The organism is Pseudomonas sp. PSB18, from assembly GCF_014596565.1.
Classification (GTDB): Bacteria; Pseudomonadota; Gammaproteobacteria; order Pseudomonadales; family Pseudomonadaceae; genus Aquipseudomonas.
In genome coordinates this window covers 35258-57619 of the sequence record NZ_NOIN01000011.1, presented here as the reverse complement: position 1 = coordinate 57619, position 22362 = coordinate 35258, and the positions used below count along the sequence as shown (strand labels likewise).

Sequence of the window (22362 nt, the reverse complement as noted above, 5' to 3'; positions counted from 1 at the left end):
TGGATGGAGCGACACTCTGTCGGCGTTCGTCTGCACTGTTTTTGAAAGGTTTGATTCATGCGCGTTCTGATTGCCGAACACGACCACGCGGTATATGCCCAACTGTTGCGCCAGGCTGCACCCGATATCGAAGTGCTGACCAGCGGTGACTCTGCCGAATTATCCCGGCTGGCCGCTGATTCCAAGGTCTGGCTTGGCCAGCCCGATCTGTTGGCTACCCTGTTGCGCCAGGGGCATCAACCCCAGTGGCTGCAATCGACCTGGGCGGGCATCACGCCGCTGTTGGCCGAGGGGTTGACGCGCGATTACCGGCTGACCCGTGCAGTGGGTATTTTCGGCCAGTTGATGGCTGAGTACGTGCTCACCTACATGCTTGGCCATGAGCGCGAGGTATTGGCGCGGCTGGTCAGCCAGGTCGAACGCAAGTGGGACAATCGCCAGGGGCAGGGCCTGGCGGGGCGCAAGGCGCTGATCGTCGGCACCGGTGATATCGGTCAACGGGTGGCGCAGTTCCTCGTGCCGTTCGGCGTGCAGCTCTATGGCATTGCCAGCGAAGCGCGGGAGCTGGCCCCTTTCGTCGAGGTCGGCGCGATGAAGGATCTGCCGCGTCTGGTCGGCGAAGTGGATTACGTCATCAATCTGCTGCCCAACACGCCTCACACCCATGACGTGTACGACGCGGCGCTGTTCAAGCAATTCAAGCCCACCGGACTGTTCATCAACGCCGGACGCGGCGTGGCCGTGGTGGACGCGGACCTGGTGCAAGCGTTGAAAGACGGGCACCTGGCCGGCGCAGTGATCGACGTCTGTCGCCAGGAACCGCTGCCACAACGTCATCCGTTCTGGACGGCCTGGGGCCTGCTGTTGACCGGCCACAGCTCGGCACCGACGTCGCCGCCATTGATGATGCAGCTGTTCCTGGAAAACCTGCGCGCCTATCAGGCCGGCGAAGCCTTGCGCGGGGAAGTGGATTTCACCCGGGGTTACTGATCCCCAATCAGCCCTGTGGGAGCGAGCCTGCTCGCGATAGCGGTATGACAGCCAACGAAGAGGTCATGGCTGAAACCGCTATCGCGAGCAGGCTCGCTCCCACAGGGCGGCGGCATTGCCGTCTTACCGACAGTCGCCGACGCTTGGCCTGAAGAAGTCCCGGCACTAGACTGTCGGCCTTTTCACCACCTGATGTTGATGCTCGAGCCATGGCCGCCAAAGTCGAACCCTTCTGGATACGCAAGACCCTCGATCAGCTCGATGCGCAGGAGTGGGAATCGTTGTGCGATGGCTGCGGTCTGTGTTGCCTGCAAAAGCTCGAAGACGAAGATGACAACAGCGTCTACTACACCCGCATCGCCTGCAAACTGCTGGACCTGAAAACCTGCCAGTGCACCGATTATCCGCGCCGCCGTGAGTCGGTTCCCGATTGCATCCAGCTCACGCCGGGCAAGGCCGATGAGTTCAAATGGTTGCCGCCGACCTGCGCTTACCGGCTGGTCAGCGAGGGCAAGGACCTGCCACTGTGGCACCATCTGGTCTGTGGCGACCGCGATGCCGTGCACCACGAACGCATTTCCCAATCCGGGCGGATGCTGGCCGAAGGCAGCGTGCCCGAAGACGATTGGGAAGATCATCTGATTTTTCGCGCCGGCTGAATCGGCGGGCGTTGCATCATCGGGGAGAATCCATGGGGGCAGGATTGAAACGGATGCTGGCGGCCGGCGGACTGCTGGCGATGTGCGGCCCGCTATGGGCGGCGCAGAAGGTCGATCTGGATTACCACGTGCACCTGTTGCCCCAGAGCGATCAGGCCGAAGTGCGCTTGACCCTGGCCCGTGGCTCGGCAGTACGTAGCCTGGATTTCGACCTTGGCGATGGCAGCCGCTACAGCGATTTCAAGGCAGACGGTCAATGGCAATTTACCCCGGGTAAAACTGCGCGAGGCCTCTGGCGCCCGAGCGCCGACAAGGCCAGCCTGACCTATCGGGTGCGCATCAGCCATGGGCGCAAGAACGGCACCTTCGAAACCCGAATGACGCCCGCCTGGGCCTTGCTGCGCGGCGATGACCTCGTGCCGTCGGCCCGGCTCGACCAGCAGGACGGCATCGAACTGGTGGCGCGCCTGGACGTTGAATTGCCCGCCGGCTGGAAGAGCATCGAAACGCCCTGGCCACGTATCGGCAAGCAACGTTTTCGCATCGATAATCCCTCGCGATTGTTCGACCGTCCAACGGGGTGGATGCTGGCCGGCAAACTGGGCAGCCGCCGCACGCGCCTGGGTGAAACCGAGGTCACCGTGGCCTCGCCCCAGGGCCAGGGCATGCGCCGGATGGACGTGCTGACACTGCTGACCTTCGTCTGGCCGCAGGTGCAGGCGCTGATACCGCGTCACCCCACGAAACTGCTGATTGTCGGAGCCCAGGACCCGTTATGGCGTGGTGCCCAGGCCGGCCGTGAGTCGATTTACCTGCACAGCCGTTCGCCGCTGGTCAGCGAACGGGGCACCAGCCCGTTGCTACGGGAACTGGTGCAAACCCTCGCCCGCGTCCGTGACCGTGAACGCAGTGACTGGATCAGCGAAGGTCTGGCCGAGTACTACGCCATCGAACTGCTGCGCCGCGCTGGCGGCATGAGCGACGAGCGTTACCAGACCCTGAACGAACGCCTTGCCCGCGACAGCCAGGGCGTGACGACCCTGCGCGGCGAGCAGGTCAGCCCGGCGATGATGGCCAAGGCGGTGCTGTTGCTGCAGGAGCTGGATCGGGAAATTCGTTTGAAAACCCGTAACAAGCGCTCGCTCGACGATGTCTTGCAGGCGGCGATGCGCCTGGAAACGGTCGACACCCGGGAGTTTGTGCAGCTCAGCGAGAGCATCCTGGGCAGTGCGTCTACGGTGCTGGATAACCGGTTGCTCCAGTAATACCGCCATCGCGAGCAGGCTCGCTCCCACAGGGAACCGCATTCCAATGTAGGAGCGAGCCTGCTCGCGATGGGGCCATCAGCCCCTGCGCAGCTTCCAGCTCAGAGCCCGGCCTTCGGTGAATCCAACGAATCATTCCCCGTTACCGTAGCCGTGCCGGTTGCCGCCTCGGCGTTGGCCTTCATGCGGCTCAACTCATCGCCGGCCTGCTCGATCCGGGCGCGGGCGTCGCTCAGGTTCTGGCGGCTCTTCTCCAGCAGCGTCTTGGCCGAACAATGCCCGGTGATGCCCCGCGCCAGCGCCATGCCGCCGATGGCCAGTTGAGCCAGACCGATGATGCCGCCACGACGCAAGCCCTTGCCCATCATCAGTACACCGCCAGCCAGGGAACCCGCGCGTTCCCAGCCGTGTACGTTCTGCGCTGGGCGGGATTGGAACGGCGTGCTCTCGATCGGCTCGAACGGATTGTTATCGCTCATGGTCTGTCTCCAGTGTGGGAATGGGTATAAAACTGACTGCCGGAGCGGATCCGTCGTTCCATGGAATTTCCCACCGGTCAGCGGAATTGCGGCCCCGAGCGGGTGTTGTTGCCTTTGGCCATGCGGTCGTACAGCACGACGTTGACCGTGGCTGCCAGGTTCATGCAGCCGGTGGTGGGGATGTACACCACGTCTTCGCACCAGTCCCGGATGTCCTTGTCCAGCGAGCCGTCTTCGGGGCCGAAGATATACAGCGCCCGGTCGGGGTGGGTGTATTCGGGCAGGGGGCGGGCACCTTCCACCAGCTCCACGGCCACCGGCACACAGCCCAGGGGCAGGATCTTCTTCAAGTCGTCGATGCCGATCAACGGAATGTCGTAGTGAACTTTCTTGGTGTCGGTGACGAAGTCGGCGGCCCGTTCATAGCGCTTGCCGGTGTAGAACACCGACGCCACGCCGTAGCAACCGGCGGCACGCATGACCGAACCGACGTTTTCCGGTGATTTTGGGTTGAACAGACCGATGCAGCTGTAGCGTTTGTTGGCCACGGGCGGGGTGCCTTTGGGAAAAGGCGCGATTATACGGGGAATGGGGGAGGGTGGTCAGTTTCAAGATTGGCGGTGAAGGTTGCATCGCCATCGCGAGCAGGCTCGCTCCCACCTTGGAACGCGGATCCCTATGGGAGCGAGCCTGCTCGCGATGGCGGAGGTAGCCTGAACTCAGGTTACTCGTCTTTCTTCATTAACCCAGCCAGCGCGGCAAACGGGTTGTGAGTCGCCTTGGCGATTTTCGGGGTGCTCAGGGAGCCATCGCCAAAGTACTGCTGATCGGTGTAGCGCGAGTGCTCGTTGTCGTGGCAGTACAGGCACAGCAGTTCCCAGTTGGAACCGTCCTGCGGGTTGTTGTCGTGGTTGTGGTCGCGGTGATGAACGGTCAGTTCGCTCAGGCGCTTGCCGGAGAACTCACGGGCGCAGCGGCCGCAGACGTGGGGGTACATTTTCAGGGCTTTGTCGCGGTAACCCATTTCCCGGTCACGCTGGGCGTCGGCAAGGATGCGGTCCAGCTTCGCGGTATTGGAAGGAGGCGTTGACGAACTCATGGGTTCACCTTTGTAGATAAGACTGATGACGGTTGAACGAAGTTTAGCTCAGGCCTTGAGCTTCTCGGCAATCCAGATGGTGTGGCGGGTGCCTTTGTTGCCATGGGCGAACACCTGCACCTCTTCAGCCTTGAAGCCGGCCTTTTTCAGTTTGTCGGAAAACTGCCGGTCGGCGCTGGCCGACCAGACCGCCAGCACCCCCTTGGGCCGCAGGGCTTTCGCGCAGGCTGCCAGGCCGCCGGCCGAATACAGCCAGCTGTTGGCCTTCTGGGTCAGGCCTTCGGGACCGTTGTCGACATCCAGCATGATCGCGTCGAAACCCTGAGGCTCGGCTTGCAGCACTTTGGCTACATCTTCCTGGCGGATCACCGTGCGCGGGTCGTCCAGCGGCCGACCGGCCTTTTCGCCCAGGGGGCCTCGATTCCACTCCACCACGCCGGGCACCAGTTCGGCCACCACCACTTCGGCGTTCTTGCCCAGATGCTTGAGGGCCGAGGCGAGGGTGAATCCCATGCCGAGGCCGCCGATCAGCACCCGCGAACCCGGCCGGCCGGCGACCTTGCGGCAGGGAATCTCCGCCAGGGCATCCTCGGAGCCGTGCATGCGGGTGTTCATCAACTGCCCGCCGTCACCGCCCTGGATCTTGATGACGAAGTCTTCGCCGTACTCGAACAGGCACAGGGCACCGCCATTGTCGGGGATGGGAGTGGTGTCGAGCAGAACGAAACGTTTCATGGAAATCTCATGAGGAAGGGCGGACCAGTGCGCTAGGGTCTAGCCTGAAGGTGACAGTAGCCACGGAGCCATTGATGAAGTGCATCATTCTAACGGCCATTGCCTTGGCGGCGCTCTCAATAAGTTGTGCACAGGCCCAGCAGCCGACGATTCCGGTAAGCCCACCCAGCGTCCCTGGTTCGCCCGGCACCGCCACACCGATGCCTTACCCACCGGTCGCACCCAGCAACGTGCCCAAGGCCGGTTCCGGAAATGATGGGCCACCCTTGCTGCCACCGATCGAGATACCCAGGCCGCCGCAGGATCAACCGCTGCCGGGAATGGAGGTAAAGCCGCCCAAGGCCAAGTCGCCGGGGGGCTGACCCCCGTTCTGCGTGAATGACGGGGTCCCCTGTGGGAGCGAGCCTGCTCGCGATGGCGTCAGGTCAATCAGCATGCAGGTGACTGACTCTCCGCTATCGCGAGCAGGCTCGCTCCCACAGGGGTGATGTACAGCTAGACCTGCTGCGACAGCAATTGCCCATCAGCCATGCGCAGGCGCTTGGACAGGGAGACGGCGAGGGCGCGGATGATTTTTGCGGCGACCTTGGGGGCGTCGTTGAGCATTTTTTCCAAGGAGTCCTTGCCCAGGTTCAGCAGTTGGCAATCACTGGCCGCGATGCAACTGGCCGAACGCCGTTCGCCATCCAGCACGGCCATTTCGCCGAACGCCCGGCCACTGCGCAGAGTGGCGATGGTCACCGCTTGCCCGTCGGGACCGGTCTTCTGTACGGCCACCTGGCCGGTGTGGATGATGCACATGAAGCTGCCGGCATCGCCCTCACGGAAAATCGCTTCGCCCTGGGCGATGGCGCTGATACTGAAGTAGCCCGACGCGGCGGCGAAGTCCACAGGCAGAAACTGATCGAACAGGCCACAGTCCATCAGCCAGTCGCGGATTTCGTTGTTCAGTAAGGTCGGTTCTGGCATGGCTTACGGTCTTTTTCTTGTGTTCTTTGCAAGAGTGGGATGATCCCTGTGGGAGCGAGCCTGCTCGCGACGGCGAAGTGTCAGTCGACTTCATGTTGAAAAGTAGACCGCTTTCGCGAGCAGGCTCGCTCCCACAGTTCTGAATTGTGCCAAGGCTGGGCCTTGCTCATGGAGCTAAGACCCGGCCCTCAACCAGAGTTCCTCAAGCCTTGCCCAAAATCTTCAACACAAATGCATATTCGAGCGCTACGTCACGCAACCCCTGGTAGCGTCCGCTCATTCCACCGTGGCCGGCGCCCAGTTCGGTCTTGAGCAGCAACGGGTTGTCATCGGTCTTGGTGGCGCGCAATTTCGCCACCCACTTGGCCGCTTCCCAATACTGCACGCGGCTGTCGTTGTAGCCGGCGATGACCAGCAGCGCCGGGTACGCCTGGGCGCGGACGTTTTCGTAAGGCGCGTAGGCCCTGATCCGATCATAAACGTCCGGCTCTTCCGGATTGCCCCATTCGTCGTATTCGGTGACGGTCAATGGCAGGTCCGGGTCGAGCATGGTGTTGAGCACATCGACGAAGGGCACTTCGGCAATCGCGACCTTGAACAGCTCCGGGCGTTGATTGAGCACCGCGCCGATCAACAGGCCACCGGCGCTGCCGCCGCTGATCGCCAGTTGGTCGGCCGTGGTAAACCCATTGGCGATCAGATGCTCGGCGCAAGCGATGAAGTCGCTGAAGGTGTTGTGCTTGTGCTCCTGCTTGCCGGCGCGATACCAGGCTTCCCCGAGCTCGCCGCCGCCGCGCACGTGGGCAATGGCAAAGGCGAAGCCGCGGTCGAGCAGGCTCAACCGGGCGTGGGAAAACCACGGGTCGAGGCTTTCGCCATAGGCGCCGTAGCCGTACAGATACAGCGGCACCGGTTGGCCAAGGGCCTCGCGCTTGACCACCAGGCTGATGGGCACCTGGGTGCCGTCCGGTGCCGTCGCCCAAAGCCGTTGGCTGACGTAGGCATCGGCGTCGAACGGACCCAGCACCGGGGTTTGCTTGAGGACCACCTGTGCGCCACTGGCAAGGTCCAACTGGCGGATCTGCGCCGGGCGGTTCAAGGCTTCGTAGCGCAGACGGATGCGGTCGCTGGCGAACTCCAGGCTGTTCTGCACATGCAGGCTGTAGGCTGCGTCCGGCAGTTGCACACGATACGCCGGCAAATCCTGTGGATGCACCTCGATGATCGGCAGGCCACCCTCCCGCAGGCTCAAGGTCATGGCGCCGGCGTTCAGGCTCAGGCCGTCGATCATCACGGTGTCGCTGTGAGGAATCAGGTTCTTCCAGTCGGCCTCGGTCGGCGCCACGCCTGTGTCGGGGGCCTGGTACAGCGCGAAATTGATTCCGTCGCGGTTGGTGCGGATCAGCCAGGTCCATTGGCCGTCGAGCAGGCCGTGGTCGACGTCGTATTCATGATGCTCCACCCGTGCTGCCAGGCAGGTGAAGGGCAGCTGGGGTTGGGCGGCATCCAGTACCCAGACTTCGCTGGTGGTCTTGCTGCCCAGGGATAGGATCAATTGCCGCTCGGAGCTCGAACGGTAGCAGTGCAGGAAGAAACGTCCGTCCGGCTCATGAAACACTTCTTCGGCGGCGGTGCCATCAAGGCGATAGCGCCAGAGCTTGTGGGGACGGTGGGTATCGTCCAGTTCACCGAAAAACAGCGTCAGGCTGTCGTTGGCCCACGTCATGCTGCCGTCGCAGTTTTCGAAGGACAGCTCGCTGACTTTGTCGTTGGACAGTTCTTTCACGAACAGCGTGTAGATCTCTTCGCCCGTGGTGTCCAGGCTGTAGGCCAGGCGCTGGTGGTCGGGGCTGATGCTGAACGCACCGAGGGAAAAGAAACCTCCATTGGCCAGCGCGTTCGGGTCCAGCAGCAACTGCTCGTGGTGTTCGTCCACGGTCAGGCTGTCATCCGCCGGGCGCGGGCAGCGGTAGTGGCGCGGGTATTCGTCGCCGGCCGTGGTGCGGGTGTAATACAGGTAAGGACCCCAGGGCGAGGGCAGGGACAGATCGGTCTCGAGGATCCGGCCCTTGATTTCCTGGAACAGGGTTTCGCGCAGTTCAGCCTCGTCGGCGAGTTGGTCTTCCTGGAAGCGGTTTTCGGCCTTGAGGTAGTCGAGCACGGCGTCGGTGTCGCGTTCCTGCAGCCAGGCATACGGGTCGACACCGGGGTCCTTGCGGGCTACCGGGGCGTTGGAAACATGGGCGGATAAGGACATGAAAGGCTCTCGAACATATTCATGGCGCACGTCTGGGCAGCCTGACGGGCGAAAAGCCGTTACTATAAGCGCCTCTTTGCCTGCCTTGCCATGGACACCATGACCGAGAACGACTATCTGATCGCCTGGGGCCTCTACGCCTTCGCCGCACTGGGCTGCCTGCTGGTATGGATGCGCCTGACCCGCTGGATGTGGCGCTGGTTGCGCGAACCGCTGCGGTTGCTGGTGGCGGTGTTGCTGTTCTGCCCCACCATTGTCGACCCGGTGAAGGACAAGTTTGCCCCGGCCCTGGCCATTGTTGCCCTGGACATTCTGTTCAAGGTTGGCAACAACGTCTGGCGGGCGGCATCCGATTTGCTCATGTACGGCATGATCGCCTTCGGCGTCTACCTGATCTTCGCATTGATCCGCTTTCCCATCGAGCGTGCTTCCAACGCCCGCAAGGAAAGGGCCGCCGCCGCGAAAGCCGCTGCCGCCGCGGCTGATGCGGAGGATGACGAGCCGCCGTTCGGTGTGGCCGGCGATGACCGTTACGGTCGCCCGCCGGTGCCGAGCAATCCGCAGCGTTCGCGTATCGAGCCGCGTCTGTAACCCGGCCTGCCCCTTCAAGCGAGAGTCCGAGCATGTGTGAGTTATTGGGCATGAGTGCCAATGTGCCGACCGACATCGTGTTCAGCTTCACCGGGCTGATGCAGCGCGGCGGCAAGACCGGGCCGCACCGGGACGGTTGGGGCATCGCGTTCTATGAAGGCCGCGGCCTGCGCTTGTTCCAGGACCCGGCGGCCAGCAGCGAGTCGGAAGTGGCGAACCTGGTGCAACGCTATCCGATCAAGAGCGAAGTGGTGATCGGTCATATCCGCCAGGCCAATGTCGGCAAGGTCTGCCTGTCCAACACCCACCCGTTCGTGCGCGAGTTGTGGGGGCGCAACTGGTGTTTTGCCCATAACGGCCAGCTCGCCGGTTTCCAGCCGGGGTTGAGTTTTTACCGCCCGGTGGGCGATACCGACAGCGAAGCGGCGTTCTGCGACCTGCTCAACCGTGTGCGCCAGGCTTTCCCGGAACCGGTGGAGGTGGAGCAATTGCTGCCCTCGCTGATCCAGGCCTGTTCCGAATACCGCAGCAAGGGCGTGTTCAATTGCCTGCTCAGCGATGGCGACTGGCTGTTCTGCTATTGCTCGACCAAACTGGCCCAGATCACCCGTCGCGCGCCGTTTGGCCCGGCGCGGCTCAAGGACGTGGATGTGATTGTGGATTTCCAGGCCGAAACCACGCCCAACGACGTGGTCACGGTGATCGCCACCGAACCCTTGACCGAAAACGAAACCTGGACCCGCTACGAACCGGGCCAATGGAGCCTGTGGCGACGCGGCGAATGCGTCAGCCATGGCCGCACCGAATAAGGACGTCACGTTATGTTGCTCAGTTATCTACGGCTGGTGTTGTTTGCAGTGGGCCTGCTGGTGGGGGTCCAGGTGCCGGGTTTCATCAGCGATTACGCCAAGCGGGTCGAGGCGCACCTGATCGAAGCCCAGAACGGCCTGCAAGGTTTCCAGGGCACCGCCAACCAGTTTTTCAAAGGTGACATGCAGGCCCTGGTGGCTCATTACCGTGCCAGCGAGGACCCGATCTTTCGCAGCGATGCCGACAGCCTGAACACCCTGCTGGTGCGCCAGCAGGCGTTGGACAAGCAATACCAGGCGATGCAAGGCCCGTGGTATATCCGGTTGCTGCAAGTGGCGCTGGCCGCCGATCCGGACATCCGCAAGGAAACCTGGAATGGCTACAGCTACCAGATCCTGCTGACCCCCGAAGCGATGATCTGGGGCATCAGCGGTGCCATGCTGCTGTCGTTCGGCCTGGAGTGCCTGTTCCGCCTGATCGACTGGGTGGTGCTGGGCGGCAAGCGCCTGCGCCAGAGCCGGCCGATTGAAGAGCGGGATTTGCGCGGGCTTTGACCCCAGATAGAGCTTTTCTGTGGCGAGGGGATAAATCCCCTCGCCACAATAGTGAGTCGCCAAGCCCCCACGTTTTCCCACCCAATCAACTTTTTCTTATGACCCGTCCGCAATTTTATTCGTTGGACGCGCCGCGCCGTGGGCCCAAGAATCGGGGCAACCGGTCTCTACGTTCCCATCGTCGAGGCTTATAACAATAAAACCGTGGAGAACCACCATGAGTGCCCCTGACACACTCGGCGTCCCCCAGCCCCAGGCCCGTTCCGGTCCGTTCGACTGGTATCGCAACATCAATCAGCAGGAACGCCGCACCTTCTGGAGCTGCAAGATCGGTTATGCCCTGGACGGCATGGACACGCAGATGCTCAGTTTCGTGGTGCCGACCCTGATCGCGATGTGGGGCATCACCACCGGGCAGGCGGGGCTGATTCATACCAGCACCCTGATTGCCTCGGCCCTTGGCGGCTGGATTGCCGGTATCCTCTCGGACCGTATCGGTCGGGTCCGTACCTTGCAACTGACAGTGCTGTGGTTCGCTTTCTTCACCTTTCTGTGTGGCCTGGCCCAGAGTTACGAACAACTGCTGATCGCCCGCACCCTGATGGGCTTTGGCTTCGGTGGCGAATGGACCGCCGGCGCGGTGCTGATGGGCGAGGTGATCCGCGCCAAGGATCGCGGCAAGGCGGTTGGCATGGTGCAGGCAGGGTGGGCGCTGGGGTGGGGCATGACCGCGATTCTGTATGCGCTGCTGTTCTCGGTGCTGGCGCCGGAAGATGCCTGGCGCGCCCTGTTCATGCTCGGCCTGGTCCCGGCGGTGTTCGTGATTTTCGTCCGGCGACTGGTCAAGGATCCGGAAATCTATAATCAGACCAAGGCCCGCCAGGAACCGAGCAATCCGGCGAAGTTCTACGAGATTTTCGCCCCCGGCATCCTCTTCACCACAATTCGCGCCTCGTTGCTGACCACCGGTGCGCTGGGTGGCTACTACGCCATCACCTCGTGGTTGCCGACCTTCCTGAAGAATGAACGTGGCTTGAGCGTGCTGAGTACCGGTGGCTACCTGGCGATGGTGATCGTCGGTTCCTATGTGGGTTACGTCATCAGCGCCTATTTGACCGACATCCTGGGCCGCAAGAAGAACTTTATCCTGTTCGCCATCGGTTCGTTCGTTATCGTGCTGCTGTACACCCAGATGCCGGTGAGCAATAACGTGATGCTCTGGCTGGGCTTCCCCCTGGGCTTCTTCGCGTCGGGGATGTTCAGCGGCATGGGTTCGTTCCTTACCGAACTGTTTCCGACCCGCATCCGCGGTTCGGGCCAGGGTTTCTGCTACAACATCGGTCGGGCCCTGGCGGCGCTGTTCCCGCTGCTGATCGGCCTGCTGAGCCAGAAAGTACCCCTGAGTGTCGGCATCGGTGCGTTCGCGGCCGTGTCCTACGGCGTGGTGATCCTGGCGGCCCTCAGCCTGCCGGAAACCCAAGGCAAGCAGTTGGATGCCGAGTAACTGATAAACCTGCGGGGCGGTGCTCATGGTCAAAGCCCCCTGGTGAAAAAGATAGAACCCAAAGGAGCGTTCAAGTGAACCGCTTGCTACTGAACTGCGATATCGGCGAAAGCTTCGGCAACTGGACCATGGGTCTGGACGCAGAGGTGATGCCCTTCATCGATTGCGCCAACATCGCCTGCGGTTTTCACGCCGGTGACCCGAGCATCATGCGCAAAACCGTCAGCCTGGCCCTGAGCCATGACGTGCAAATCGGCGCACACCCGGCCTATCAGGACCTGGTGGGTTTCGGCCGCCGCTCCATGGCCTACACCGCCCAGGAACTGCAGGACCTGCTGCATTACCAGATCGGTGCCCTCGACGGCATCTGCCGGGCCCAGGGTGGGCGGGTCAGCTACGTCAAACCCCATGGCGCGATGTACAACGACATGATGGCCAACCCGGCGCAACTGCGCGCCGTGATCCAGGCCGTCGCGGCCTACGACCCGCAGTTGCCGCTGATGCTGATGGCGACCCGGGACAACAGCGCCGCCCAGGCCCTGGGTGACGAATATGGCCTGACGTTGTGGTTCGAAGCCTTCGCCGACCGTGCTTACGACAGCGCCGGTCACCTGGTTTCGCGCCAGTTGCCGGGCGCGGTGCATCACGATGCCGAGGTCATCATCGGGCAGGCCCTGACCATCGCCCGTGGTGACTCGCTCACCGCCAGCGATGGCAGCGCGTTGGTCCTGCATGCCAATACCTTGTGCGTGCACGGTGACAACGCCAGCTCCGTAGCGGCGGTGCAACGCATCCGCGAAGCACTGGACCGGCAGCGCGCATCATGAAACCACGGGTGGAAGTGGTCGCGGTGGACTGCCTGATGGTGCGCTTGTTCGATGAGATTGCCGAGACCCATATGCCGTGGATGCTCGCTGCCAGTGAGCGTCTGCGCGAGGTGTTCGCCGGGGACCTGATCGACCTGGTGCCGTCCTACACCACGCTGATGGTGCATTACGACATGCTGGCGTTGAACCCGGCTCAGGCGCGGGATCTGGTCAACGAGGCGTTGAACAATCTTTCCCCTGACGCCCGCTCGGTCGGCCAGAACCATGTGCTGCCGGTGTGGTACGACCCCAGCGTCGGGCCTGAGCTGAGCCTGTTGTCGAGTCGCAGCGGGTTGACGGTGGAGCAGGTGATCCGTCGTCACAGCGAGCACGAATACCAGGTGTTTGCCCTGGGCTTTGCACCCGGTTTTGCGTTCATGGGGCTGGTGGACGAAGTGCTGGCCGCGCCGCGCCTCGACACGCCGCGCAAGCGGGTGGCCGCGGGCAGCGTCGGCATCGCCGAGCGCCAGACCGCGGCGTATCCGCTGGTATCACCCGGCGGCTGGAACCTGATCGGTCGTACCCCGGCCAAACTGTTTGATCGCGAGCGTGACGGCTACAGCCTGATGCAGCCCGGCGACACGGTGCGCTTTGTCGCCGTGGACCACGCCGAATTCATCGCATTGGGCGGCGACGACACACCGCAGGAGGCCCTGGCATGAGCCGTTTGTTGATCGAGGCCAGCACACCGCTGTGCCTGTTGCAGGACGGCGGCCGTTTTGGCGTCAGGCATCTGGGCGTGACCCAGGGCGGTGCGGCGGACTGGCTGTCGATGGCCTGGGCCAACTGGATGCTGGGCAATGCCCTGGACGCGACGGTAGTGGAGATCACCCTCGGTGGCTTCACGGTGGTGGCCGAAGAGGATTGTGTACTGGCGCTGGCCGGGGCGGACCTCGGGGCACGGCTGGACGGCCAGGCCGTGGCAACGTGGCGTTATTTCAGTTTGCGCAAGGGCCAGACCCTGGCGTTGACCCAACCTGTACTGGGTGCCCGGGCGTACCTCGCGGCCCCCGGTGGCTTCGATGCACCGGCGGTACTGGGCAGCCGGGCGACGGTGGTGCGTGAAGAACTCGGCGGCCTGGATGGGCTGGGTCGTGCGCTGGGTCGTGGCGAGCATTTGAGCTATTCAGGCCCGGTCACGCCTCGGCCGATGCCGGGCAGGCTGATTCCGGATTTCCAGCAGGCCCAGCCACTGGACCTGATCCTGGGGGCGCAGAATGGCGCGTTCAGCGGACAGAGCCTGTTCGACGCGTTCAACAGCCCTTGGACACTGGACAGTCGTGCCGACCGTATGGGCATTCGCTTGCTGGGGGCTGAGCTGAAATACCAGGGACCCGCGATGATTTCCGAGGGCATTCCCTTGGGTGCCGTGCAGGTCCCGCCGGACGGCCAGCCGATCGTGCTGCTCAACGACCGGCAGACCATCGGCGGCTATCCCCGCCTGGGCGCCTTGACGCCATTGGCCCTGGCGCGGCTGGCGCAATGCCTGCCAGGGACGCAGGTGCGGTTGCGTCCGGTGGTGCAGGAGGTTGCGCATCGGCAACAGGTAGCGTGTTTGCAGGGGCTTTTAGACCGCTAGAAGCATCGCGAGCAGGCTCGCTCCCACAGGGTGTGACGAAGATCCAGTGTGGGAGCGAGCCTGCTCGCGATGAGGCCCGGATGCTCGACAACAATCCTTACTTGGAAAGAAACCGCATCCCTTCCTCCAACCCCCGCAGGGTCAGCGGGTACATCCGGTCCTCCACCAATTCCCGCACGATGTTGGTCGAGGCGGTGTAGCCCCAGGTGTCCTTCGGATAGGGGTTGATCCAGATGAGTTTCTTGTACTTCTCCATGAAGCGCTGCATCCATACATAGCCCGCTTCCTCGTTCCAGTGTTCGACGCTGCCGCCGGCCTGGGTAATTTCATAGGGCGCCATGGCGGCGTCGCCGATGAAGATCACTTTGTAATCCGCGCCGTACTTGTGCAGCAGGTCCTGGGTCGAGGTGCGTTCCGAGGTGCGGCGCAGGTTGTTTTTCCACACCGACTCGTACACGAAATTGTGGAAGTAGAAGTACTCCAGGTGCTTGAACTCGGTCTTGCAGGCCGAGAACAGTTCTTCGCAGATTTTCACGTGGGCGTCCATCGAGCCGCCGATGTCGAACAGCAGCAACAGCTTGACGGTGTTGCGTCGCTCGGGGCGCATCTGGATGTTCAACAGGCCGGCGTCTCGGGCGGTGTGGTCGATGGTGCCATCGATGTCCAGCTCTTCGGCCGCCCCCTGACGGGCGAACTTGCGCAGGCGGCGCAGGGCAATCTTGATGTTGCGGGTGCCCAGTTCCACCTGGTCGTCGAGGTTCTTGTACTCGCGCTGGTCCCAGACTTTCACGGCCTTGCCCTGGCGCTTGCCGGCGTCGCCGACGCGGATGCCTTCGGGGTTGAAACCGCCGGAGCCAAACGGGCTGGTGCCGCCGGTGCCGATCCACTTGTTGCCGCCGGCATGGCGCTCTTTCTGTTCCCCCAGGCGCTTCTTGAATTCCTCGATCAGCTTGTCGAGGCCGCCCAGGGACTGGATCTGCGCTCGCTCCTCATCGGTCAGCGAACGTTCGAATTCCTTGCGCAGCCAGTCTTCGGGAATCAGCGCCTGGAGATGGTCGTCGAGTTTTTCCAGGCCGTTGAAGTAAGCGGCGAACGCCCGGTCGAACTTGTCGAAATGGCGCTCGTCCTTCACCAGGATCGCCCGGGACAAGTAATAGAATTCATCCATGTCGGCAAAGATCACCCGCTGTTTCAGCGCGTTGATCAGGTCCAGCAGCTCACGCACCGACACGGGCACCTTGGCGGCGCGCATCTCATTGAACAGGTTCAGCAGCATGGCAGTTGCCCTCGCGCTTGTTGACGAAGAAGGCTCAACGCGTGCCGCGACGGCTCATGAACGCCAGGCGCTCAAGCAACTGCACGTCCTGTTCGTTCTTGACCAGGGCGCCGGCCAGCGGTGGGATGGCCTTGGTCGGATCGCGTTCGCGCAGCACTGCTTCGCCAATATTGTCGGCCATCAGCAGCTTGAGCCAGTCCACCAGCTCGGACGTGGAGGGTTTCTTCTTCAGGCCCGGTACTTTGCGCACGTCGAAGAACACGTCCAGCGCTTCGCTGACCAGGTCTTTCTTGATGTCCGGGTAGTGCACATCGACGATTTTCTGCAGGGTGACGCGGTCCGGGAAGGCGATGTAGTGGAAGAAGCAGCGGCGCAGGAACGCATCCGGCAGCTCTTTCTCGTTGTTGGAGGTAATGATGATAATCGGGCGCTGCTTGGCCTTGATGGTTTCATCGGTCTCGTAGACGTAGAACTCCATCTTGTCGAGTTCCTGCAGCAGGTCGTTGGGAAACTCGATGTCGGCCTTGTCGATCTCGTCGATCAGCAGGATGACCCGTTCCTCGGATTCGAAAGCCTCCCAGAGCTTGCCCTTCTTCAGGTAGTTGCGCACGTCATGGACCTTGTCCACGCCCAATTGCGAGTCCCGCAGGCGGCTGACCGCGTCGTACTCGTACAGGCCCTGGTGGGCCTTGGTGGTGGACTTGATGTGCCAGGTGATCAAGCGCGCGCCGAAGGACTCCGCCAGTTGCTCGGCCAGCATGGTCTTGCCGGTGCCCGGTTCGCCCTTGACCAGCAATGGCCGCTCCAGGGTGATGGCGGCGTTCACGGCCAGCTTCAGGTCATCGGTGGCCACGTAGGCGCGGGTGCCTTCGAACTTCATCTGCAGTTTCCTCGAACGTGTCGCTGGCCCGGCGAGGCGGGGCGCGCGAAATAAATGGCGTGCCCGACTATAACGCGACGTCCCGCCGACTGTGAACGCAGACGCTGTATTCAGTCTCTGAATGGGGCGTCACATGTTGACCCGGTCTTGGCGGATGGCCGGACAAAGGAGGGCGATTGTGGCGAGGGAGCTTGCTCCCTCGCCACAGGCTAGTCCTTCGAGGGCGGCGGCTGCTCGTAGCGCGCGTTGAAAGCCTCGACGAAACCGTTGCGCAGGATCTGCAGGAAGGCTTCGAAGGCGCTGATGTTCTGTTGATGGACATTGCCGCTGAGTTCAACCCGGGTGGCGAACTGGTTCTTGCGCTGGTTCTTCAGGGCCGTTTCGCCTGCGCCGACCAGCGCTTCCCAGACCGAGCGGAAAATATTCTTTTTCTCGTTTTCCACGTCTTGCTGCCAATCGAACACGTCCACATCCCGCAGCAGCGGTTTGATATAGCCGCTGAGCCTGGCGTTGTTCGCCTCGGCCTCGATCACCAGGTCGCCATGGCCGGCGTTGAAGTCGAACTTGCCGTAGGCCGCGGCGAAATCGTTCAGACGCTTGAGTTCGATGTCCCTGGCCCGCAGGCGGAAGTCGAAATCCTCGAACTTGCTCAACGGGTCGAAGGTGGCTTGCACCTCCAGCGGCGCGTGTTCGGCCACCAGGGCCTTGCCCTCGAAACGGGCGTCACGCTTGCCTTCGGTGTCGACCACGTTGGTCAGGTTATAGAAACTGGCGTTGACGTCAGTGGCCCGCAGGTTGACTGGCGGCTTGGAGTTGAAATTGCGAAAGGTCACCTTGCCGTCCCTGATCCGCACCTCGTTGAACGTGATCGGCAGCAGTTTGCTCAGTTGCTCACGCCAGTTGGTGCCCTGGCCGGTCTGGGAGTTCTGCCGGTTGCCACCACCATCGACGAAGTTCACTTCGGGCCGGGCGAACTCCGCCTCGGCCACCACCGCGTGGTCGTACCACAGCGAGTGCCAGCTGACGGACAGGTCGACCAGCGGCGCATCGACGAACGGTACCGGGACCTTGCCGTCGACCTTGACGATTTTCAGGCCGTTGATCCGGTAGGCCCCGCGCCAGAGCGCCAGGTCCACGTCAGTGACCTGGCCGCGGTAGTCGCCCATGTCGGCCAGTTTATCGTTCAGGTAATTGCGCACGAGATAAGGCAACGTGAAATGCAGGGCCACCAGCACCACGACGATGGCCGCGAGGGTCCACAGCGGCCAGCTGTATCGACGCTTCATGTCATTCAGTCTCCGGCGATATTAAAAGCATTGACCGTTGCAGCACGGGGAACGTTCGGTGCAACTGGACGCCCTTGGGTAACAGGCATACCTTTAAGCGCTTGTATTCACGCCTCACTAAGGACCTCGTCATGAGCCGTATCTACGCTGACAACGCCCATTCCATCGGCAATACGCCACTGGTGCAGATCAATCGCATTGCCCCGCGGGGCGTGACCATCCTGGCCAAGATCGAAGGGCGTAACCCGGGGTATTCGGTCAAGTGCCGGATCGGCGCGAACATGATCTGGGACGCTGAAAGCACCGGCAGGCTCAAGCCGGGCATGACCATCGTCGAACCGACCTCGGGCAATACCGGAATCGGTCTGGCATTCGTCGCCGCTGCTCGCGGCTACAAACTGATGCTGACCATGCCGGCCTCCATGAGCATCGAACGGCGCAAGGTCCTCAAGGCCCTGGGTGCCGAGCTGGTGTTGACCGAACCGGCCAAGGGCATGAAGGGAGCCATCGAGAAGGCCGCCGAGATTGCTGCCAGTGACCCGTCCAGTTACTTCATGCCGCAGCAGTTCGATAACCCGGCGAACCCGGCGATCCACGAAAAAACCACCGGTCCTGAGATCTGGAACGACACCGACGGCGCGGTGGACGTACTGGTGGCGGGCGTGGGCACCGGTGGCACCATCACCGGGGTCTCCCGCTATATCAAGAACACCTGCGGCAAGCCGATCCTGTCGGTGGCGGTGGAGCCCGAGAGTTCGCCGGTGATCACCCAGGCGCTGGCGGGTCAGGAAATCAAGCCCAGCCCCCACAAGATCCAGGGGATTGGCGCCGGATTCGTGCCGAAGAACCTGGATCTGTCGATGGTCGATCAGGTTGAGCGGGTGACGGACGACGAGTCCAAGGCCATGGCCCTGCGCTTGATGCAGGAAGAGGGCATTCTGTGTGGCATTTCCTGTGGCGCGGCGATGGCCGTGGCCGCACGCCTGGCGGAAAAACCGGAGATGCAGGGCAAGACGATCGTGGTGATCCTGCCGGATTCGGGCGAGCGGTACTTGTCGAGCATGCTGTTCAGTGATCTGTTTACCGAACAGGAAAACCATCAGTAATACAGTGGCAGGACAGCTTCTGTGGCGAGGGGATAAATCCCCTCGCCACAGAAGCCTTCAGCAGGATTGAAGGTGTTTTGACCAGGGTCAGCCAGGGTTCAGGTGACGCCTGTTAGGTTTATTGCGTCCTGCACAATGGTGAATATTGCGTCAGACGATTTTTACCCGGGCCATGAGCCGTTAGCATTGCCCGCCCGGCCAAGTCGGGCAGTTGACGTTGCACCCGCTGTTTTTGACAAGGAGTTATGAATGACCGTTTCGTTTGTCGCCAAGGCGTCGGTACTGCTGCTGTTTCTGGGCAGTACCCTTTACGTGCACCTGCGCGGCAAGGCGCGTTTGCCGGTGTTGCGCCAGTTTGTCAACCATTCGGCGCTGTTTGCCCCCTACAACACTCTGATGTACCTGTTTTCCGGCGTACCTTCCAAGCCGTACCTGGACCGCAGCAAATTCCCCGAACTGGATGTGCTCAAGGACAACTGGCAGGTTATCCGTGATGAGGCGATGCATCTGTTCGACGAGGGTTACATCCGGGCTGCCGAAAAGAACAACGATGCCGGCTTCGGCTCGTTCTTCAAGAAAGGCTGGAAGCGCTTCTACCTCAAGTGGTACGACAAACCGCTGCCGTCGGCCGAAGTGCTGTGTCCCAGGACCGTCGAGCTGGTCAACCGGATTCCCAATGTCCGCGGCGCGATGTTCGCACTGTTGCCGGGTGACAGCCATTTGAACCCGCACCGCGATCCGTTCGCCGGCTCGTTGCGTTATCACCTGGGGCTTTCCACACCCAACTCCGACGATTGCCGGATCTTCGTCGATGGCCAGATCTATGCGTGGCGCGACGGCGAAGATGTGATGTTCGACGAAACCTACGTGCACTGGGTCAAGAATGAAACACCCCAGACCCGCGTGATCCTGTTCTGCGATGTCGAGCGCCCCTTGAGCAATCGGTTGATGACCCGCCTCAATCGCGCTGTCAGCGGCATGCTTGGTCGCGCCACCGCTCCGCAGAATCTGGATGATGAACGCGTCGGCGGCATCAACCAGGCCTACGCCTGGAGCAAATCGTTCAGCGATGGTATCAGCGGCCGGGTCAAGCAGTGGAAACGCAAGTATCCCAAGGTGTACCGGGTGATGCGGCCGATACTGGCGGTGCTGGTGCTCACGGCGCTTGGCTATTGGTTGTTCGGTTAGCCATTGCGCAATACATCGGGCGCTGGTTATAGTCAGCGCTCGTCGGGTTTTCGAACCCACCCTCCCCAAGAGATCGGCTCATGTCTGTATTCCCTGTCATCGCGGTTGTGGTTCCAGCGTTCAACGCTGGCGTCGTGCCGTGCGGGAATCAGCAGCCTGTGCAGACCGGTCAATATCCCCCACCTGTCAGTAGCTCATCGGTGTACGCCGTCGTATCACCGCCGGGTGTTGGCGTTCAGGGCTGATCGGCAACGGTTGCCATCCCCCTGTGCCTGCCTGAAAAAACTACTGGACTTCAGCCTCGGCTGAGTTGGCTTTTGCCTGACTACAGGTGGTATCCATGTTTTTCCTATCCAAGAACGCCTTGTTGGCGGCGGCTTCCACGAGCCTGTTCGTCCTGCTGTGGAGCAGCGGGGCAATCTTTTCCAAACTGGGCCTGGCCCACGCCTCACCTTTTGCTTTTCTGCTGGTCCGGTTTGCCATCGCACTGTGCGCATTGGTGCTGTTGATCCCGGTGTTCAGGTTCAAACTGCCCAAGGCCGGCAAGCCGATGATCTATGCCGCGACCACTGGGTTGGTGCTGCTGGGGGCCTATCAGATTTTTTATCTATTGGCCTTGCAAATGAACGTGACCCCCGGCGTGATGGCCACCCTGATGGGCGTACAACCCATTCTCACGGTGGTGTTCGTGGAACGTCAGCGTTCCTGGCAGCGTCTGTTCGGCCTGGCGCTCGGGCTGGTCGGATTGGTCATGGTGGTGTACCAGGGCATCGGGTTGGCCGGGATGTCCTTGGCCGGAATGCTGTGCGGGTTGCTGGCACTGGTGTCCATGACCGCCGGGTCGATCATGCAGAAGCGCATTACCGATAATCCCCTCGGCACGCTGCCGGTGCAATACCTGGCCGGGCTTCTACTGTGTGCGGTATTCGTACCGTTCCAGCCATTCCATTTCGAGGCCAATGCGGGCTTCGTCGTGCCGGTGTTCTGGATGGGATTGGTGGTATCGGTGCTGGCGACCTTGCTGCTGTACCGGCTGATTGCACGGGGCAACCTGGTGAATGTCACCAGCCTGTTCTACCTGGTGCCGGCGGTGACCGCGGTCATGGATTACCTGGTGTTCGGCAACCGGCTGGCGCTGTTGAGCTTGCTGGGGATGGTGCTGATCATCGTCGGGCTGGTGTTTGTGTTTCGTAAACGCGGCTAGCCGTTAGCGGTTCAGTGACTGCAGTACCTCCATCGCGGGCAAGCCATGCTCCCACAGGACGTCGTATAACCTGTGGGAGCAAGGCTTGCCCGCGATGACATGCTCGAATGCGCCGATGCACTATCGGGCAGACACCTCGACCGGTTTCTGCACCGCCGGTTTCAGCACCAGCCACAACGCTGCCGCAATCAGCAACCCACCATACAGATGCGCCATTCCCAGCGGCTCATCCAGCAACAACGCTCCCCATAGCACGCCGAAGGGCGGGATCAGGAAGGTGACGGTCATGGACTTGACCGGCCCGATGGAGCTGATCAGCCGGAAATAAAGGATGTACGCCAGCGCGGTGCACACCAGGCCCAACCCGAGCAATGACAGCCAGACATTCCAGCCACCCCAACTGGCCGGGGGATGGCTGATGACGCTGTAACCGAACAGCGGCAGCAGGAACACCGTGGCGCCGAACATGCTGCCCAGGGTCGAGAGACGGCTGTCCAGCCCACCTTGATGATCGAGCCAGCGCCGGGTGAGGAATCCGGCAAAGCCATAACAAGTGGTCGCCATCAGGCAGGCGAGGGCGCCCATCAGCAATTGCAGGTCGAAAGCCACCGGGCCGGCGCGGGTCAGGATGCCGACGCCGAGCAGTCCCAGGAACACGCCGCTGACCTTGGCGACCGTCAGTTGCTCGCTGAAGAACAGTCCGCCGATCAACACCCCCATCAGAGGCGTCGTGGCATTGAAAATCGCGGAATAACCGGCCGGAAGGGTCTGGGCCGCCAGGGAATAGAAGGTTGCCGGAATGCCCGAGTTGATCAGGCCCAGCCCCATCACGACTTTCAACTTGCCGCGGAAATTCCAGTCGACCCGCATCAGTGCCAGGATCACCACCAACCCGACGAAGGCGATGGAGACCCGAAAAAAGGCCGTGGGGATCGTGCCGATGACGGGCGCGATAATGCGCATGAACAGAAAACTCGCCCCCCAGATGGCGGCCAATGACAGCAGACGCAGGAGATCGACGAGGTTCACGAGGGATTCCTTCCATGGTTGGGTCGCAAGTGTCGC

The 22362-nt window shown here is 62.0% G+C and carries 24 protein-coding genes; 14 read left to right on the top strand and 10 right to left on the bottom strand.

From position 1 onward, the window contains the following. The first annotated feature begins 57 nt into the window (after positions 1-57). The 3 genes from CGA22_RS22475 (at position 58) to CGA22_RS22465 (ending at position 2914) form a co-directional block, all read left to right on the top strand. The gene (locus CGA22_RS22475; RefSeq protein ID WP_041023888.1) at positions 58-990 is read left to right on the top strand and encodes a D-2-hydroxyacid dehydrogenase; all 933 of its coding nucleotides are present in this window, start codon (positions 58-60) and stop codon (positions 988-990) included. Between the two features lie 209 nt (positions 991-1199). After that, positions 1200-1649, top strand: coding sequence for a YcgN family cysteine cluster protein (locus CGA22_RS22470; RefSeq protein ID WP_024780408.1), 450 nt, complete (start codon positions 1200-1202; stop codon positions 1647-1649). Between the two features lie 32 nt (positions 1650-1681). Next, positions 1682-2914 (top strand): hypothetical protein, encoded by a 1233-nt coding sequence (locus CGA22_RS22465; protein ID WP_041021494.1) that lies wholly within the window; start codon positions 1682-1684, stop codon positions 2912-2914. Positions 2915-3015: 101 nt separating this feature from the next. Here the strand turns inward: CGA22_RS22465 and CGA22_RS22460 are convergent, their stop codons facing one another. From CGA22_RS22460 to CGA22_RS22445, 4 genes are all read right to left on the bottom strand, one after another. Beyond that, positions 3016-3393 (bottom strand): DUF2892 domain-containing protein, encoded by a 378-nt coding sequence (locus CGA22_RS22460; protein WP_041021493.1) that lies wholly within the window; start codon positions 3391-3393, stop codon positions 3016-3018. 77 nt (positions 3394-3470) lie between these two features. Then, on the bottom strand, positions 3471-3941 hold the full coding sequence (locus CGA22_RS22455; RefSeq protein WP_003198862.1) for an RNA methyltransferase: 471 nt from the start codon (positions 3939-3941) through the stop codon (positions 3471-3473). 176 nt (positions 3942-4117) lie between these two features. Beyond that, positions 4118-4492, bottom strand: coding sequence for a YajD family HNH nuclease (locus tag CGA22_RS22450; protein ID WP_003184246.1), 375 nt, complete (start codon positions 4490-4492; stop codon positions 4118-4120). A 48-nt stretch (positions 4493-4540) separates the two neighbouring features. Continuing rightward, on the bottom strand, positions 4541-5227 hold the full coding sequence (locus tag CGA22_RS22445; RefSeq protein ID WP_041021492.1) for a spermidine synthase: 687 nt from the start codon (positions 5225-5227) through the stop codon (positions 4541-4543). Between the two features lie 74 nt (positions 5228-5301). On the opposite strand from CGA22_RS22445, the gene CGA22_RS22440 reads away from it, so the two are divergent. Then, positions 5302-5589, top strand: a complete 288-nt coding sequence (locus CGA22_RS22440; RefSeq protein WP_084213724.1) for a hypothetical protein — start codon at positions 5302-5304, stop codon at positions 5587-5589. Between the two features lie 133 nt (positions 5590-5722). Here the strand turns inward: CGA22_RS22440 and CGA22_RS22435 are convergent, their stop codons facing one another. Further along, a complete protein-coding gene (locus tag CGA22_RS22435; RefSeq protein WP_041020195.1) occupies positions 5723-6196 on the bottom strand; it encodes a cyclic nucleotide-binding domain-containing protein in 474 nt (157 codons plus the stop codon). Between the two features lie 202 nt (positions 6197-6398). Beyond that, the gene (locus CGA22_RS22430; RefSeq protein WP_041020194.1) at positions 6399-8453 is read right to left on the bottom strand and encodes a S9 family peptidase; all 2055 of its coding nucleotides are present in this window, start codon (positions 8451-8453) and stop codon (positions 6399-6401) included. A gap of 90 nt (positions 8454-8543) precedes the next feature. On the opposite strand from CGA22_RS22430, the gene CGA22_RS22425 reads away from it, so the two are divergent. From CGA22_RS22425 to CGA22_RS22395, 7 genes are all read left to right on the top strand, one after another. Beyond that, on the top strand, positions 8544-9044 hold the full coding sequence (locus CGA22_RS22425) for a hypothetical protein (RefSeq protein ID WP_041020193.1): 501 nt from the start codon (positions 8544-8546) through the stop codon (positions 9042-9044). A 32-nt stretch (positions 9045-9076) separates the two neighbouring features. Further along, a complete protein-coding gene (locus CGA22_RS22420; protein WP_041020192.1) occupies positions 9077-9853 on the top strand; it encodes a class II glutamine amidotransferase in 777 nt (258 codons plus the stop codon). A 12-nt stretch (positions 9854-9865) separates the two neighbouring features. Continuing rightward, entirely contained in the window at positions 9866-10408 is a 543-nt protein-coding gene (locus tag CGA22_RS22415; protein WP_041020191.1) for a DUF2937 family protein, read from the top strand. Positions 10409-10625: 217 nt separating this feature from the next. Further along, a complete protein-coding gene (locus tag CGA22_RS22410) occupies positions 10626-11912 on the top strand; it encodes an MFS transporter (RefSeq protein WP_041020190.1) in 1287 nt (428 codons plus the stop codon). Between the two features lie 74 nt (positions 11913-11986). Next, positions 11987-12739: a 5-oxoprolinase subunit PxpA gene (locus tag CGA22_RS22405; RefSeq protein WP_041020189.1), complete on the top strand. Its 753-nt coding sequence runs from the start codon at positions 11987-11989 to the stop codon at positions 12737-12739. After that, a complete protein-coding gene (gene pxpB, locus CGA22_RS22400) occupies positions 12736-13440 on the top strand; it encodes a 5-oxoprolinase subunit PxpB (RefSeq protein WP_041020188.1) in 705 nt (234 codons plus the stop codon). The genes CGA22_RS22405 and pxpB overlap by 4 nt, the downstream gene beginning before the upstream one ends. Continuing rightward, positions 13437-14357 (top strand): biotin-dependent carboxyltransferase family protein, encoded by a 921-nt coding sequence (locus tag CGA22_RS22395; protein ID WP_041020187.1) that lies wholly within the window; start codon positions 13437-13439, stop codon positions 14355-14357. Before pxpB ends, CGA22_RS22395 begins: the two co-directional genes overlap by 4 nt. Before the next feature lie 97 nt (positions 14358-14454). On the opposite strand, the gene CGA22_RS22390 is transcribed toward CGA22_RS22395, so the two are convergent. The 3 genes from CGA22_RS22390 to CGA22_RS22380 all read right to left on the bottom strand — a co-directional run bounded on the left by CGA22_RS22390 (position 14455) and on the right by CGA22_RS22380 (position 17799). After that, on the bottom strand, positions 14455-15633 hold the full coding sequence (locus CGA22_RS22390) for a vWA domain-containing protein (protein ID WP_041020186.1): 1179 nt from the start codon (positions 15631-15633) through the stop codon (positions 14455-14457). A gap of 34 nt (positions 15634-15667) precedes the next feature. Continuing rightward, a complete protein-coding gene (locus CGA22_RS22385) occupies positions 15668-16513 on the bottom strand; it encodes an AAA family ATPase (RefSeq protein ID WP_025212404.1) in 846 nt (281 codons plus the stop codon). 209 nt (positions 16514-16722) lie between these two features. Further along, positions 16723-17799 carry a DUF748 domain-containing protein gene (locus tag CGA22_RS22380; protein WP_041020185.1) on the bottom strand — a complete coding sequence of 359 codons (1077 nt, stop codon included), beginning with the start codon at positions 17797-17799 and terminating at the stop codon, positions 16723-16725. Between the two features lie 131 nt (positions 17800-17930). On the opposite strand from CGA22_RS22380, the gene cysK reads away from it, so the two are divergent. From cysK to CGA22_RS22365, 3 genes are all read left to right on the top strand, one after another. Further along, positions 17931-18905, top strand: a complete 975-nt coding sequence (gene cysK / locus CGA22_RS22375; RefSeq protein ID WP_041020184.1) for a cysteine synthase A — start codon at positions 17931-17933, stop codon at positions 18903-18905. A 249-nt stretch (positions 18906-19154) separates the two neighbouring features. After that, positions 19155-20093, top strand: a complete 939-nt coding sequence (locus CGA22_RS22370) for an aspartyl/asparaginyl beta-hydroxylase domain-containing protein (protein ID WP_041020183.1) — start codon at positions 19155-19157, stop codon at positions 20091-20093. Positions 20094-20433: 340 nt separating this feature from the next. Further along, on the top strand, positions 20434-21297 hold the full coding sequence (locus CGA22_RS22365; RefSeq protein ID WP_041020182.1) for a DMT family transporter: 864 nt from the start codon (positions 20434-20436) through the stop codon (positions 21295-21297). A gap of 120 nt (positions 21298-21417) precedes the next feature. On the opposite strand, the gene CGA22_RS22360 is transcribed toward CGA22_RS22365, so the two are convergent. After that, positions 21418-22326, bottom strand: coding sequence for a DMT family transporter (locus CGA22_RS22360; protein ID WP_041020181.1), 909 nt, complete (start codon positions 22324-22326; stop codon positions 21418-21420). Positions 22327-22362 lie beyond the last annotated feature (36 nt).